General features: G+C 38.5%; 14 protein-coding genes. 10 read left to right on the top strand and 4 right to left on the bottom strand.

Annotated features, from left to right (window positions below; genetic code table 11):
- Window position 1: 1 nt before the first annotated feature.
- Genes AAY42_RS03820 through AAY42_RS03810 form a run of 3 tightly spaced genes read left to right on the top strand, consistent with a single transcriptional unit; the run spans window position 2 to window position 2,703 of the window.
- Complete coding sequence (locus tag AAY42_RS03820; protein ID WP_055392671.1) at window positions 2-1,015, top strand: XdhC family protein; 1,014 nt, start codon at window positions 2-4, stop codon at window positions 1,013-1,015.
- A gap of 3 nt (window positions 1,016-1,018) precedes the next feature.
- Window positions 1,019-1,618 (top strand): nucleotidyltransferase family protein, encoded by a 600-nt coding sequence (locus AAY42_RS03815; RefSeq protein WP_055392670.1) that lies wholly within the window; start codon window positions 1,019-1,021, stop codon window positions 1,616-1,618.
- 2 nt (window positions 1,619-1,620) lie between these two features.
- Complete coding sequence (locus AAY42_RS03810; protein WP_055392669.1) at window positions 1,621-2,703, top strand: amidohydrolase family protein; 1,083 nt, start codon at window positions 1,621-1,623, stop codon at window positions 2,701-2,703.
- On the opposite strand, the gene AAY42_RS18225 is transcribed toward AAY42_RS03810, so the two are convergent.
- Both AAY42_RS18225 and AAY42_RS03805 read right to left on the bottom strand, forming a co-directional pair.
- Complete coding sequence (locus AAY42_RS18225; RefSeq protein ID WP_175288721.1) at window positions 2,700-2,858, bottom strand: hypothetical protein; 159 nt, start codon at window positions 2,856-2,858, stop codon at window positions 2,700-2,702. The genes AAY42_RS03810 and AAY42_RS18225 overlap by 4 nt on opposite strands.
- Window positions 2,859-2,924: 66 nt before the next feature.
- Entirely contained in the window at window positions 2,925-3,554 is a 630-nt protein-coding gene (locus AAY42_RS03805; RefSeq protein ID WP_055392668.1) for a GntR family transcriptional regulator, read from the bottom strand.
- 88 nt (window positions 3,555-3,642) lie between these two features.
- On the opposite strand from AAY42_RS03805, the gene treF reads away from it, so the two are divergent.
- The 5 genes from treF to AAY42_RS03780 all read left to right on the top strand — a co-directional run bounded on the left by treF (window position 3,643) and on the right by AAY42_RS03780 (window position 10,791).
- On the top strand, window positions 3,643-5,226 hold the full coding sequence (gene treF / locus AAY42_RS03800) for an alpha,alpha-trehalase TreF (protein WP_175288720.1): 1,584 nt from the start codon (window positions 3,643-3,645) through the stop codon (window positions 5,224-5,226).
- 59 nt (window positions 5,227-5,285) lie between these two features.
- Entirely contained in the window at window positions 5,286-6,362 is a 1,077-nt protein-coding gene (locus AAY42_RS03795) for a DUF2652 domain-containing protein (protein ID WP_055392667.1), read from the top strand.
- Window positions 6,363-6,372: 10 nt separating this feature from the next.
- A complete protein-coding gene (locus AAY42_RS03790; protein WP_055392666.1) occupies window positions 6,373-6,792 on the top strand; it encodes a hypothetical protein in 420 nt (139 codons plus the stop codon).
- A 101-nt stretch (window positions 6,793-6,893) separates the two neighbouring features.
- On the top strand, window positions 6,894-10,136 hold the full coding sequence (locus AAY42_RS03785) for a WD40/YVTN/BNR-like repeat-containing protein (RefSeq protein ID WP_055392665.1): 3,243 nt from the start codon (window positions 6,894-6,896) through the stop codon (window positions 10,134-10,136).
- 7 nt (window positions 10,137-10,143) lie between these two features.
- A complete protein-coding gene (locus tag AAY42_RS03780) occupies window positions 10,144-10,791 on the top strand; it encodes a class I SAM-dependent methyltransferase (protein WP_055392664.1) in 648 nt (215 codons plus the stop codon).
- 4 nt (window positions 10,792-10,795) lie between these two features.
- Here the strand turns inward: AAY42_RS03780 and AAY42_RS03775 are convergent, their stop codons facing one another.
- Both AAY42_RS03775 and AAY42_RS03770 read right to left on the bottom strand, forming a co-directional pair.
- Window positions 10,796-11,419, bottom strand: a complete 624-nt coding sequence (locus AAY42_RS03775; RefSeq protein WP_055392663.1) for a glutaredoxin domain-containing protein — start codon at window positions 11,417-11,419, stop codon at window positions 10,796-10,798.
- A 56-nt stretch (window positions 11,420-11,475) separates the two neighbouring features.
- Window positions 11,476-11,958 (bottom strand): hypothetical protein, encoded by a 483-nt coding sequence (locus AAY42_RS03770; protein ID WP_139063643.1) that lies wholly within the window; start codon window positions 11,956-11,958, stop codon window positions 11,476-11,478.
- Window positions 11,959-12,107: 149 nt separating this feature from the next.
- Between AAY42_RS03770 and AAY42_RS03765 the strand changes: the two genes are divergently transcribed.
- Window positions 12,108-13,400 (top strand): alpha/beta hydrolase family protein, encoded by a 1,293-nt coding sequence (locus tag AAY42_RS03765; RefSeq protein ID WP_055392661.1) that lies wholly within the window; start codon window positions 12,108-12,110, stop codon window positions 13,398-13,400.
- Window positions 13,401-13,416: 16 nt separating this feature from the next.
- On the top strand, window positions 13,417-14,610 hold the full coding sequence (locus AAY42_RS03760) for a Gfo/Idh/MocA family protein (RefSeq protein ID WP_055392660.1): 1,194 nt from the start codon (window positions 13,417-13,419) through the stop codon (window positions 14,608-14,610).
- Window positions 14,611-14,677 lie beyond the last annotated feature (67 nt).

The raw sequence follows: 14,677 nt of genomic DNA, 5'->3' as shown, positions 1-14,677 counted from the left end.
TATGACACATGAACTAAAAACAATTATTCAACAATATCAGAAGAGACAAGAACAAGGTCAATCGGCTGTATTGGCAACTGTTGTAGCCTTGGATGGATCGTCATACCGTAGGCCTGGAGTTCGTATGCTAATTTTTGGAAATGGAGACATGGTTGGAGCCGTTAGCGGTGGATGTGTTGAAAAAGAAGTGCTAAGACAAGCATCATCTGTATTCTCGAGCAATGTATCAAAAATAATGGTTTATGACGGCAGGTATCGTTTAGGGTGTGAAGGTGTTCTTTACATTCTATTGGAAGCTTTTAGGCCCGATGAAATTCTGTTGACACAATTCTGGGAAACCATTGATACCAGAGAGTCTTTTTTCATAGAATCATTTTATAAGAAGGAACATAGTGAAAGTAGGGATTATCATTCTGTTTTTAATTTGAATGATACTTCCTTTTATATAAATAATGAGACACCTAAAAAGGTTACCAATGAAGTAACACGTTTTAAGCAAGAAATGCATCCCAGTTTCCAATTGATAATTATTGGAGGTGAGCATGATGCAGTTCAACTATGTAAATATGCTTCGTTAACGGGATGGGAAGTTACAGTGGTTGTAAATCCAAGGGAAGAAAAGACCGAAAATGACTTTCCTGGCATAAAAACATTGCTGTCTGTTGAACCAGATGCTTTTAAACCTAAATTGGATGAACAAACAGCTGTTTTAGTAATGACGCATAGTTTTTCAAAAGACTTACAGTTCTTGATTGCTCTTAAGGAAGAAAAAGGAGCTTATATAGGGCTCTTGGGACCACAAAAACGGCGGGAAAAACTATTTGACGAGCTCTTGGAAAGATATCCCGATATCTCTGAGTACTATTTAGAACAGATTCACGGACCTGCAGGAATTGACATTGGTGCTGAAACGCCTCAAGAAATTGCTGTTTCAGTACTATCAGAGATTTTAGCTGTGGTCAACAAAAAAGAACCCGCGCTTTTAAAAGATAAAGTCGGTAAGATTCATGTTTAGTTAATGACAGAAGGAATTTCAATTCTCATATTGGCTGCAGGAGCATCCACAAGAATGCAAGAAAACATTAAACAGCTGCTTCCGTGGAAAAATACCACCTTGTTGGGTAATGCCATTGAACAGGCTCAAAAAATTACCGACTCCATAGTGGTGATTTTAGGTTCAAATGCAGAAAAGATTAAAAAAGTGGTCCCAAAAACTGTCAAAACCTTGAAGAACCCAAATTGGGAGCAAGGCATGGGTAGTTCCATTTCATGCGGAGCCAAACATGTTTTAGAAATGCACCAAGATACTTCCGGTATTCTACTAATGCTTGCAGATCAGCCCTTGATAGATGTGGAATTCTTAAATACCATAATTTCAACATTTAGGGGACGTAAAAAAAGAATAGTTGCTACCGACTATGGCGAAAAACTAGGGGTTCCAGCAATCTTTGACCATACTTTGTTGATCGAGCTATCAGAATTAAAAAAAGATTTCGGTGCAAGACACTTAATTATCAAACATAAAAGTGAGGCATTTGGGGTTGTTCCAGATGGTAAGGAAGTAGATATCGATACACAAAAAGAATACAATCAACTACTTGATTTATATAATACCTAACTATGAAAACCTATATTATCACTTTAATTACATTTCTGTTTATCAACTTTGGTTTTTCCCAAGAGATGGGTTTTGAAGAATACAATCCAAAATCCACTTTAGTTGTCCCAGAAAACCCGGTAAACAAGGCTAAGTTTACCTTTATAGACGTCCACAGCCATCAGTTTAGAATGGCCACGCAAGATTTATCAACCTTAGTTAAGGATATGGATGAAATGAATATGGGGGTTATGGTTAATCTTAGTGGAGGCTCTGGTGAGGGATTGCGGGCAATGCTAAAAAATGTGAACGATAATTATCCCAATCGATTTGTAGTTTTTGCCAATGTGGATTTTGACGGTGTGGGAAATTCCAATTGGGGTGAATTGGCCGCTGCACAGTTGGAATTGGATATAAAAAGTGGAGCTAAAGGCTTGAAGGTATATAAAAGCTTGGGGCTTAGAAACAAGGACATAAACGGAAACAGGATTGCCATAGATGACCCCAGATTGGATCCCATATGGGAAAAATGCGGTGAACTGGGAATTCCGGTATTGATCCATGCTGCTGATCCAAAATCATTTTGGGACCCTATGGACAGCGAGAACGAGCGTTGGCTAGAATTAAAGACAAGACCAAGAAGAAAACGTTCCGCGACCAATCCTGCGCCATGGCAACAAATTATTGATGAACAACACCGAATGTTCAAAAAACATCCAAAAACAAAGTTCATTAACGCACATATGGGTTGGTATGCCAATAATTTAGATAGGCTAGGGGAGTTATTGGATGAGATTCCGAATATGTCAGTGGGTATTGGTGCAATAATTGCTGAATTGGGCCGACAACCACGACGCGCCAATGAGTTTTTTGTAAAGTATCAAGATAGAATCCTGTTTGGAAAAGATAGCTGGAAACCTGAAGAGTTTCCTACTTATTTCAGAGTATTGGAAACTGCTGATGAGTATTTTCCATACTACAAAAAGTATCATGCTTTTTGGGCTATGTACGGATTGGATTTACCGGACGAGGTGCTAAGAAAAGTATATTATAAAAATGCCATCAATCTTATCCCTGGATTGGATAGGTCACTTTTTGAATACTAAGCAGGAGAGGATTCGTTGATTTCAGTATTTTCTAAGGATTTTAATTCAGGCTCACCCAAATCTTGGAATATTCCACAGGAAATCTGCTTTTTAACCAAAGATTTGGATTTCTTACGCTTTACCAAGGTTTCAATTTCTTTATTCAAAAATTCCATTAGGAAGTATTTTAAATAATAACGAAATCTCCATCTGTTTATTTTGATTTAACATAAAGTTGGCCTTCATATATTCATTTGAGCCCCTATATATTCTGAAACCATCATCCAATTCATTTTAAGAATAAGTGTGGCCGTAGGAATATTATCTTCTTTTATAGCTTCGATTATAGCATCGTTTTGATTATCCACTTTTTCATAAAAAGATACATCTTGTCCAAATCCCTGTTCATAAAAAAGTATTCGAGCTTTAAGGTCATCCAAAATTTGCAATAGAATGGTATTGGCACACTTTGCAACCAACAAATCATGGAACCCGAACCTAGCGTCCAATCTAGTGGCATGGGAACTGGCTTGCTTTAATTTGAGTTGTTGCAATGTTAAGAATTCAACATCATCTTCTGAAAAGGAAGAGCTTTCCAATGCCATTATCTCCAGTTGTGCAATGGTATTGTACAGGTTCTTGGCTTCCGTTTTAGTAAGTTTGGCGACAACAAAGCCCCTATTTGGAATAGCATTTATTATTCTTGCTTGTTCCAATTGACTTAAAGCCTCACGGATTGGGGTAACACTAATTCCTATTTTTCTGGATAGCGCTGCAAGGTTAATGGTTTTCCCAACCTCTAATTCACCTTTTTCGATTTGCTCCAACAAATGGGTTTTTACTCGATTTCGTAAAACGTGGGCATTATCCATGAACTAAATATACAAATCGTATATGATTTTAAGGATTTTCATTTAGCGTATTACTCTTATATTTAGCTTAGTTTAAATTTATAATGAAATGAAAGTCTGGTTTTTTAGTTTATTCTTGTTTTTATCCGTTCTGGGCTGTAAAGAGACCATCCAACCCATAGAACCAGTAAATTTTTATGAATCCCAACTTTTCACGGATGTCCAGCTTGCTGGTATTTTTAAAGATTCAAAAACTTTTGTGGATTTGGTCCCAAAGAAAGATGCATCCACACTAGAAGCAAAATATCTTTTGGAGAGGGAGAAAGAAGGTTTTGAACTAAAGGCATTTGTCCTAAATAATTTTGAAGATAGATCCATGAAGGCCTTGGAGTTTGAAACCGACACGTCTAGAACCATGTACGAGCATATAACCTATATGTGGGATAACCTGACAAGAGGTCCTGATGATGTTATACCACACTCTTCCAGAATAGCGCTACCTCATAAATATGTTGTGCCAGGAGGACGCTTTCAGGAAATCTATTATTGGGATAGCTATTTTACTTTAGAAGGGCTTCTGGCTGACGATAGATATGATTTAGCCAAAAATATGGTTGATAATTTTGCTTTTCTGATAGATTCGATAGGCTTTATACCCAATGGCACCCGAAATTATTATAAAACAAGGTCCCAGCCACCATTTTTTTCACTGATGGTAGATGCCATATCGAGAAATGATGAAAAAATACTTGAATCCTATCTACCACAATTAATCAAAGAGTATGATTTCTGGATGAATGATGAAGAGAATTCGAATTTGGAAGAAATCAATCGTCATGTTCTTAGAATTGAACAAAACACCCTGTTAAATCGGTATTGGGATAGCGGGTCCACACCAAGACCGGAAGCCTACAAAGAAGATTTACATTTGGCCACTGAATTGGAAACGGATTCCCTCAAGAAACAATTATACACCAATCTAAGGTCTGCTGCGGCATCGGGATGGGATTTTAGCTCAAGGTGGTATGGTGAAAATGATTCTTTTGGTAGTACGGAAACTACTTCAATATTGCCAATTGATCTAAACTGTCTCCTATACTTTATGGAAAACAAAATTGCAGAAGGCTATTTTATTCAAGGAGACCAGTCCAATGGAAAACTTTTTAATGACAAGGCAGTCAAAAGGGGAGAAGCCATTCAAAAATATTTCTGGAATCCACAGAGTGGCCTATTCCATGACTTTAATTTCATGAAAAAGACAATAACACCGGAACTAACATTGGCAGGCACCTTCCCTTTGTATTTTAAATTGGCCACAAATGAACAAGCTGAACAGGTTAAAGACGTAATAATGACCCATTTTTTAAAAGAAGGAGGGCTGGTTACCACCCTGAATCACTCAGATCAACAATGGGACGCTCCAAATGGCTGGGCTCCCTTACAGTGGATTGCTGTGAAAGGGCTTTTCAATTATGGCTATGAAAAAGAGGCCGTTGAAGTAATGAATCGATGGCTGGCTCTTAATGAAAAAGTGTACAAGAACACAGGGAAAATGATGGAAAAGTATAATGTGGAGGATTTATCTTTATTATCCGGAGGAGGAGAGTATGAAACTCAAGATGGATTTGGGTGGACAAATGGTGTGGCTGTAGGCTTCAAGAAAATTCTTCAAGAAATGGAGAACGATCAGTAAACTGTATTGTAAGTTAGGTCCATACAAAGTGACCAATATCATACAACTTCAATCAAAAAATGTCAAAATCCCTTTTATTTATTCCGGATATTTCTGGATATACCAAGTTTATTCAGACCACCGAGGTGGAACATAGTCAGCATGTAATCTCCGAACTACTGGAGGTTTTGGTTAATGCCAATACCGTAGAATTAAAACTGGCGGAAATTGAGGGAGATGCCCTTTTCTTTTACAAAGAGAATGAAATTCCATCCCAAGAAAACCTATTGGCACAAATCGAATCCATGTTTACTGCATTTTACAGTCATCTTAAAATGTTGGAAAAGAATCGTATTTGCCCTTGTAATGCATGTGCCACCGCTCCAAATCTTCAACTAAAAGTTATTGCCCATTGTGGCAACCTTCAACACATTGAGGTACAGGGAAACCGAAAACCTTTTGGTGAGCAGGTAATAGAGGCTCATAGGTTATTAAAGAATTCTGTTGATAGTGATAACTATGCTTTGATTAGTAGGTCATTGGCTATCGATATTCAATTATCTCCATATTACTCCAGTAAAATATATAGGTTCAGACAAGGTTCGGATATCTATGATGGGAGTGAGGTAAGCTATATATATTCATTAATTGATCCTGCGGAGCTTAAACTACGCGCATTTGATAAGCCTAACAATGTTTATTTTGACAAATCACCAGAAATACATTTAAAGAAAGAATTCCCGGTGTCCGCAGAACAACTTATGGAGTACGTAACAAACTACGCCTACCGATATGAATGGACGGAAGGAATAGACCGATTGGAATATAATGAAAATGAGGTCACTAGATCCGGTACAGAACATATCTGTGTGGTCAATGGAAAGCATTTAAACTTTACCACGGCCACAAAAGAGGTGAAGCCTGGAAGTCTAATTTATGGCGAATACACTACAAGTCCTCCACCTGTTGATGAATTTTATCAATTCTACATTTTCACGCCTACATCGGAAAATAGTTGTGAGTTAGAAGTTGAAATATATTGGACGGCAAAGTCTCCACTAAAAAAAATGATCATTTTTTTAGTTGCGAAAAGAGCAATTAAGAAAAATGTGACCGAGGCTATAGATAAGCTGTTGACTTTTGTAAAAAAACACTAATTTTAGTTTTATGCCATCTACATCGGGGTATTCTGGAACACCACTGGCAAAAAAGCTTGGAATAAAGGAAGGATTTTCCATGCTACTTTATCATTCACCTGAACACTATTTCAATCTATTTGCTGATTTACCCGAAAATCTTTCGATTCATAAGACACTTATAGATAAAGAATTTGATTTTGTCCATGTGTTTTGCACATCAATTCAGGAACTTGAAGAGATTGCTGAGAAACATAAAAACTGTTTAAAACAGAATGGGATGCTTTGGGTGTCCTGGCCTAAAGGCAGTTCAAGCATAAAGACTGATTTAAAACGAGAACCAGTGCGGGAACACCTATTGTCAATTGGACTGGTAGACACCAAAGTAGCAGCTATTGACGAAGATTGGAGCGGTTTAAAGTTTGTATATAGACTAAAGGACAGAACTTGAATCTATTTTTTTGTCGAAGTATTTTATTTTCACATTTCTTTTAGATTTCCGCCTGTTCCTTTTGGCTATATTACGGTGCTAATTCAATCAAAAACCTTCAAATGAAATTCTTCTCAAAAATTTGTTCCGGACTATTATTTTTTTTCATTTTTCAATTATCATCCCAAAAATCGGATTCTACCACTTTTAAAGGTTTGGAATTCAGAAGTATTGGTCCAGCCATGACCTCTGGTCGTATTGCCGATATTGCCATCCATCCAAAAAATGAGAGTATATGGTATGTTGCCGTGGGTTCAGGTGGTGTATGGAAAACTGTTAATGCTGGAACCACATGGAAACCTATTTTTGATTCACAGTCCACCTATTCAATTGGATGCATTACCATAGACCCAAATAATTCCAATACTATTTGGGTTGGTTCAGGAGAAAATGTGGGAGGAAGACATGCCGGTTTTGGTGATGGAATATATGTAAGTCATGATGAAGGAAAGACTTGGAAAAATATGGGACTTGAAGCCTCGGAACATATCTCCAAAATTATGGTGCACCCAGAAAATTCAAACATTATTTGGGTTGCTGCACAAGGGCCATTATGGAGTAAGGGAGGAGAGCGAGGTTTTTATAAATCGGTTGACGGTGGAAAGACCTGGAAAAGAACTCTGGGCAACAGTGAATGGACAGGCGTTACAGATATTGTTATGGATTACTCAAATCCAGATATTCTTTATGCAGCCACTTGGGATAGACACAGAACAGTAGCGGCCTATATGGGCGGTGGTCCCGGTTCAGGAATTCATAAAAGTACAAATGGTGGGGAAACATGGACTAAACTAACTATTGGAATCCCAAAATCCAATTTGGGTAAAATTGGGCTTGCCATCTCTCCGTTCAATAACGAGACCATTTATGCCGCTATTGAATTGGACCGAAAAAAGGGCGGGGTATTTATTTCAAAAAACCAAGGTGCTTCATGGACGAAACAATCTGACGCTGTTTCCGGAGGAACTGGCCCACATTATTATCAGGAGCTCTATGCCTCTCCACATCAAGAAGGAAAACTGTACTTAATGAGCAACTATGTGCAAATTTCTAATGATCATGGAAAGCATTTTGAAACCATGAACGAGGATAAAAAACATGTGGACAGCCATGCCATGGCCTTTAAAAAATCAGACCCAAATTATGTGCTTTTTGGCACTGATGGAGGACTATATGAATCGTATGACCTCACCAAAACATGGAATTACTTTAGTAACCTCCCCATTACCCAATATTATAAGGTTGCCGTAGACGATACAGAGCCGTTTTATAATATATATGGAGGCACACAGGACAATGGTTCCCATGGTGGACCATCGCGAACTAGAAGCAAAGCTGGGATTTTAAATTCGGATTGGTGGAAAACATTGGGCGCGGATGGGCATCAATCAGCAATTGAGCCAGGAAACCCAGATATCACCTATGGAGAATTTCAACAGGGATGGCTATGGAGAATTGATCAAACAACGGGAGAAACCGTTTTTATTCAACCACAACCCTCAGCAGGGGAGCCCTATGAACGTTTTAATTGGGATGCACCGATTTTAGTTAGCCCACACAATCCCCAACGTTTATACTTTGCATCATATCGCGTATGGAAATCTGAAAATAGGGGAGATGATTGGACGGCAATTTCCAATGATTTAACCAGAAATGAAGAACGATTGACATTGCCAATCCTGGGAAGACAACAAAGCTGGGACAATGCGTGGGATGTTGGCGCAATGTCTACCTATAATACGATTACTTCTTTGGCGGAATCACCTTTGCAGGAAGGTCTCATTTATGCTGGGACAGATGATGGTATTTTGCAGGTTACCGAGGATGGTGGTGCAAATTGGAGAAAAATAATGCTTGGGTCCATCAAAGGAGTACCAAACAGAGCTTTTGTAAATGATGTACGGGCAGATTTATATGATGCAAATACCGTATACCTGGTCTTGGACAACCATAAAGAAGGGGACTATAAACCTTATCTTTTAAAAAGTACCAATAAAGGAGCAAGTTGGACCTTTATAAACGGAAACCTTCCCGAAAAATTGATTACTTGGCGAATTGTACAAGATCATAAAAAAAGAGAGTTATTATTTGCTGCAACGGAGTTTGGAATCTATTTCACCAACAATGGAGGTGGATATTGGGTACCTTTAAATGGTGGTTTACCTACTATTTCATTTAGGGATATTACAATTCAAAGAAGGGAAGATGACCTTGTTGGTGCTTCTTTTGGGCGTGGTTTCTATATTCTGGATGATATTTCGCCATTACGTGATTTTGATATGGCCAAGATGGGAAAAGCCACTCTTTTTAAGGTGAAACCGGCGTATTGGTACATCGAAAAAAGTGGTGTCTCTAGTCAAGGTCATTCGGAGTATAGGGCTGAAAACCCACCGTATGGAGCTACGTTTACTTACTTCTTGCCTGAGAAGCTTAAAACGTTAAAAGAGCTGCGGACGGAATCAGAAAAAACACTTAACAAGCAGAAAAGCAATATCTCTTTTCCAGGATGGGAAGCATTGGAGAATGAAAAAAATCAGGAAGACCTGGCAATAGTACTTCTAGTAAAAGACGATGCAGGAAATTTGGTAAATACCATAAAAGGGACAAACAAGAAAGGGTTTAACCGAGTTTCCTGGAATCTTTCTCATGCAGCTAGAAGAGGGATAAAGTTGGAAAAGCCAAAAGGAGGAAACAATTTTTTCGGTTCTCCTTACTTGGCAACTCCAGGTACATATGCTGTGGAATTATATCAACAGGTGGATGGAGAACTAAAGCAACTGTCAAACACACAAACGTTTGAAGTAAAACCATTGGGCAAAGGTGCACTACCTGGCAAACCAGCTTCTGAAATAGATGCGTTCAGAAGTACATACCAACATTTTCAACAGGATTTGGCAGCAACAAATTCCATCCTATCTAAGAGCATGTTAAAAGTCGATGCCATGAGACGTGCAATGGCTGAAATCAAAAAACCAAGCCCTGGATTATCAACTAAAATATATAATACTAAAGTATCGCTTCATTCATTGCAGAAACAGATGAATGGCAGTCCTGCTAAAAATGAAGTTGGAGAAAGAAATCCACCGTCTCCAGGGAATGGCAATTTTATTGGTGTTGTGGCATTGAGCAACACATATGGCCCTACAGGAAACCACAAAGCTGCTATGAAAAGAGCAACGGACCAATTGAAGAACATCAAAAAAGAATTAAGTGTTATCGTAAAAAGCACCCTTCCAGCTATTGAATCAGAATTGAAGGAGGCCGGAGCCCCATGGATTGAAGGTCAAGGGTTGATTGAAGACTAACTAGTATATGAAACATATCTTTTCCGTCCTATTTACAATCATAACTTCAATAGCTTCACTTACAGCACAGTATACGGAAGCAGATTGGTCGGAACGAGATCAATGGATGAAAACCGATTATTTATTAAATCTATCGGGAATAAAAGTCGGTGACAGAGTGGCGGATATAGGCTGCCATGAAGGGTATTTGAGCATACATTTGGCAAAAAAGGTCTTAAAGGATGGAAGGGTTTATGCCGTGGATGTAAGAAATGACCGATTGGAGACACTACGCAGTAATGCAAACAAACGAGGACACACGAGTATAATTACCATTTTAGGCGATTATGATGATCCTAAACTACCCAAAAGCGAATTGGATATTGTGTACATTATTGACACCTATCATGAAATAGACGCCCATGAAAAAGTATTACGGCTCGTAAAAAATTCCTTGAAATCCAATGGAAAAATCATGATACTGGAAAAATTAAAAAAAAGAGTAAAGGGAAAATCGAGAAAGGAACAGGTAGCGGCCCATTCGTTGAGCATTGGCAATGTTAGAGAAGAACTAAAGCAAGCGGGGTTCAAAATTATATCAGAAATAGAAAATCATGGGAAATGGGAATGGGAAGAAGACAAACAAATGTGGGTAATCATTGCGCAAAAGCTTTGATAAATCATTCCCTGTTCAATTCTTCCTGCAATTGTTCATAAGAAGCTATCCAACTATATAGTTTCCCACCTAGGCTGATTATTGGGCTAGAGATAGAATCCATTTCTTCTGGAGACTTTGCAATAAACTTGCTTAATTGATTTTTCACCTCCGGCTTCTCGTTCAAATTAATGCTTCTGAAAATAAGATTATCCACGGTAAGTTTTGCTACAATACTATCACATGCAACACAAGTATTGGTAGTATAAATCGTAATCTGTTTTCTTGGTTTGATTTTAGGAGGTGGAATATCCAGAATTTCAAACTCTTTCTTTAACGCCCTCTTTGATAGACTATCATTTACTTTCAAGCTTTTTGTGAAAACCGGTTTTTTATCCCTAAAAAGAATAACAGTTTTTAGGTGCACCTTAGATGTTGCGGGAACCCTTATCCATCTTGGTTTTGCGGCACTTTGTCTGAAATTTTTTCCTTTCACTTCAAAAAGAACGTCATAATCAGTTTGGGTTTCGTTTACAGCAAAAAAGGTCATCCTATTATTGGATGGTTTTTCAACAATCTTAATAGGGTTTACTTGAGCCTGAAGCTGCGAAAGAAAAAGACCGATTAAAAGAAATACTACTCTGCTCATAACTTTTCAAATATATGCAAGGCAAGGGCTATTCCATGTTAAAAAGGGCAACAAATTTAATTTACAATCCGTCGCTCATACACGTAACTTTGAATACCCGGCAAGTCTTGACCCAATTGATTGACTAACAACTCACCATCAATCTGTAATGCTGTCAACACTGAATTTCCATCAAAAGTTGCCTCAACTTCATCTGAAAACCAGGTGCCCGTGGCAGTAACACTTTCCAGACAGGTAACAACATATTGATTGTTGGTAATCGGTGAAACGGCGATATCTGTCTGTTCATAGGTCCAGACCAAATCTCCGTCAATCAATAATGTTCCAGAAATACAATCCATTTCGTCAATTAAGTTGGTAGAAGCCGTACCATCCATATTAATATCCTGCGCTGGATTCACATTCACTTCAACCAAATCCCAAAGACCAATAACATCAAAATTGGGTGGGTCTATTCCTTGTTCACCATCATCGATGCTACAAGAAAATAAAAGCAATACAAAACAAACAAGAAGGGGTACTTTTTTAATAAGATTCATAAGCCATTTTTTATTGTAAAGTAAAGCAATTTTGTAATTACTCAGCTTTACAACCACCGCCGATTGACAAAGGAGTGTTTCCAATTGAACTTTTCGCATAAAAAATCGCTATTTTTAGGAAATTGACACCATAATTCTAAATTCTTTCCATGAAATTTCTTTCCTTCTTTTTTACGCTAGCATTTTTTACCGTTCACCAAAGTACATTCTCCCAAGAAAATTTTCTAGTTGGAGACGCCCTTCCCGATGCCCCAGAACTTTCTGCCAGAGGAGATAATGGAGTAGGGGTTCAGACACTGGATTTGGTCAATAAAAATCAATTGGACATTCTTAGCATCAAAGACGGAAAAGGTCAATTGTACGACCGCCCCATTACGGTGGAAGTATGGTATCCAGCTACAATTCCACAGAATGTTGATGAAATTGAAACCTATACACAGGTATTGGGAACAAATGGAAGAGCGGAACGCCCCCTTGTACCTTTTAAATTTAAAGGAAGAGCTTTACGAAACGCTTTAATTGTAAAAACTGAAAAAAAATATCCGCTTGTTATTTTATCCCATGGATATGTAGGTTCCCGTTTTCTATTTACCTATTTGGCTGAAAATTTGGCTTCAAAAGGATATGTGGTCGTTTCTATTGACCATACAGATTCAACCTATAAAGATGCGGCCAACTTCACCAGTACATTGGCAAATAGATCTCTTGATCAATTATTTGTGCTTAATGAAATTGAAAAACTCGCATCTCCTTCAAGCGATAGCTTTTTAGCCGGATTGGTCGATACTTCCAAAACGGGATTAATAGGTTATTCCATGGGTGGATATGGTGGTCTCAATACCTGCGGAGCTGGATATAGTGCCGCTGCAATTGGCTTTTTTAAATCCATGACAGGAGGAAGCGATGCTTTGGATAAAAGAGGCATGGACAATGAAGCATATAAAAGTTCAATTGACCAACGAATCAAAGCCTTTGTTGCCCTTGCGCCTTGGGGTATGACCAATGGGGTTTGGGATACTATGGGATTGGCGGGCTTAAAAACCCCAACGCTTTTTGTTGCGGGTAGTCAAGATGACATATCTGGATATGAAAAAGGAATTAAAGCAATCTATGAAGGAGCAATAAACAGTGATCGCTATTTGTTGACCTATATAAATGCAAGACATAATGTAGCTCCAAACCCACCTGTTCCAGATACCATGAAACCTGGACTTCATATTGATGAATATTTAAGATACGCGGATTCCGTTTGGGATATGCGCCGTATCAATAATGTGAACCAACATTTTATAACCGCATTCTTGGGAATTCATTTACAGGAAATGGATTATGCCGAGTACTTAGACCTTGAACCTGATGCAAATACGGGAAATTGGAAGGGTTTTAAACCAAGAACTTCTATCGGCATGGAATTACTTCATACAACACCTGCTACCGACTAATTTCTAACTAAATAAAGTGAAGAGAAGAGATTTTATAATAGGAACAGGAGCAGTGGCATTAACTGCAGCATCTTATGGAAATATTCTTGGGTCCAATGATAAAATAGGCCTTGCAGTTGTAGGAGCAGGGAGACGGGGTAGATGGGTGTTGGGAGAGATGTTGAAGACCAATCAGATAAGACCGGTAATGTTTTGCGATGTTTGGGATGAACAAGTAAAAAGAACAACGGAATATTTGGAGTTGGGCAAAATTCCAATGACCTATGATTTGGAGGAAGTATTATCCAATGATGCTGTTGATGCGATATTGTTGGCCACACCTGACCATTTACATAAAAATTACGCGATCCGAATTTTAGCGGCTGGGAAGCACCTACTCTTGGAAAAACCGGTGACCTTACATTATAACGAAGGTCCTATGCTAAAAGAAGCAGTAGCCAATAGTGGGGTAGTGTGCCAAACAGGAACACAACAGCGCAGCGGACAGATGTATCAAAGAGTAAAAGAAGAATTCTTTGGAGGTTCCAAAAAACTGGGGGATATGGTTTTTGTTAGGGCAGTTTGGAGCAATTTTGGCTGGCAAAGGCGCCAGTTGCAACAGCGACCAATGCCAAAAAACTTCAAATGGGATACCTTTCTTGGACCTTCACAAAAAATGGATTACTACTGGCCAAGATACGATGGATGGCGCCATTATAAGGAATACGGTACTGGAATTCTATCTGATCTTTTGACCCATTGGGGTGATGTCGCCCAATGGATGATGGATGATACAAATCCTTTAGATGCAGTTACAACAGGAGGTATCTATCACCTAAAAGATGACAGAACCAATCCAGATACGGTCAATACCATTATTAAATATAAGGCAGGATGGAATTTTACTTTTGAATGTAGCGTTATGCCTGTAAAAAACAAACACGACTCTGTTCTTTTTCATGGTACAGAAGGTCAATTGGAACTCTTTCGGGCTGGATACATCTATACACCGCATAAAGGTGAACCGGTTATTTTCCAAAATGATGAAAATCTTACCCATGCACATGTCAAAAACTTTTTTGATGCCATTAAAACGGGAGCACAGCTCACAGCGCCTATTGATGTGGGACTAAACGCCGTTAAACCTTCCCATTTGGCTGCTGCTTCATATTGGTCTGGAAAACGAATGCAGTTCAGTGCTGATCAAACAGATATTGTTGAAGTAATTTAAAGTAAAACATGGGGGCGTTTGTGTTGTTTTCTAGGAAGCAATTCATCGATAAAACAAAGAAATGCAC

Source organism: Flagellimonas eckloniae, assembly GCF_001413955.1.
GTDB lineage: Bacteria > Bacteroidota > Bacteroidia > Flavobacteriales > Flavobacteriaceae > Flagellimonas > Flagellimonas eckloniae.
Note: the sequence above shows the minus strand (reverse complement) of the source record. Positions and strands in the feature narration are given on the sequence as shown.

Coding starts and splice junctions, on each gene's coding strand:
- AAY42_RS03815 (WP_055392670.1), top strand. CDS start 1,019: ATGACAGAAGGAATTTCAATTCTCATATTGGCTGCAGGAGCATCCACA.
- AAY42_RS03810 (WP_055392669.1), top strand. CDS start 1,621: ATGAAAACCTATATTATCACTTTAATTACATTTCTGTTTATCAACTTT.
- AAY42_RS03770 (WP_139063643.1), bottom strand. CDS start 11,958: ATGAATCTTATTAAAAAAGTACCCCTTCTTGTTTGTTTTGTATTGCTT.
- AAY42_RS03790 (WP_055392666.1), top strand. CDS start 6,373: ATGCCATCTACATCGGGGTATTCTGGAACACCACTGGCAAAAAAGCTT.
- AAY42_RS18225 (WP_175288721.1), bottom strand. CDS start 2,858: ATGGAATTTTTGAATAAAGAAATTGAAACCTTGGTAAAGCGTAAGAAA.
- AAY42_RS03820 (WP_055392671.1), top strand. CDS start 2: ATGACACATGAACTAAAAACAATTATTCAACAATATCAGAAGAGACAA.
- treF (WP_175288720.1), top strand. CDS start 3,643: ATGAAAGTCTGGTTTTTTAGTTTATTCTTGTTTTTATCCGTTCTGGGC.
- AAY42_RS03795 (WP_055392667.1), top strand. CDS start 5,286: ATGTCAAAATCCCTTTTATTTATTCCGGATATTTCTGGATATACCAAG.
- AAY42_RS03785 (WP_055392665.1), top strand. CDS start 6,894: ATGAAATTCTTCTCAAAAATTTGTTCCGGACTATTATTTTTTTTCATT.
- AAY42_RS03805 (WP_055392668.1), bottom strand. CDS start 3,554: ATGGATAATGCCCACGTTTTACGAAATCGAGTAAAAACCCATTTGTTG.
- AAY42_RS03780 (WP_055392664.1), top strand. CDS start 10,144: ATGAAACATATCTTTTCCGTCCTATTTACAATCATAACTTCAATAGCT.
- AAY42_RS03765 (WP_055392661.1), top strand. CDS start 12,108: ATGAAATTTCTTTCCTTCTTTTTTACGCTAGCATTTTTTACCGTTCAC.
- AAY42_RS03775 (WP_055392663.1), bottom strand. CDS start 11,419: ATGAGCAGAGTAGTATTTCTTTTAATCGGTCTTTTTCTTTCGCAGCTT.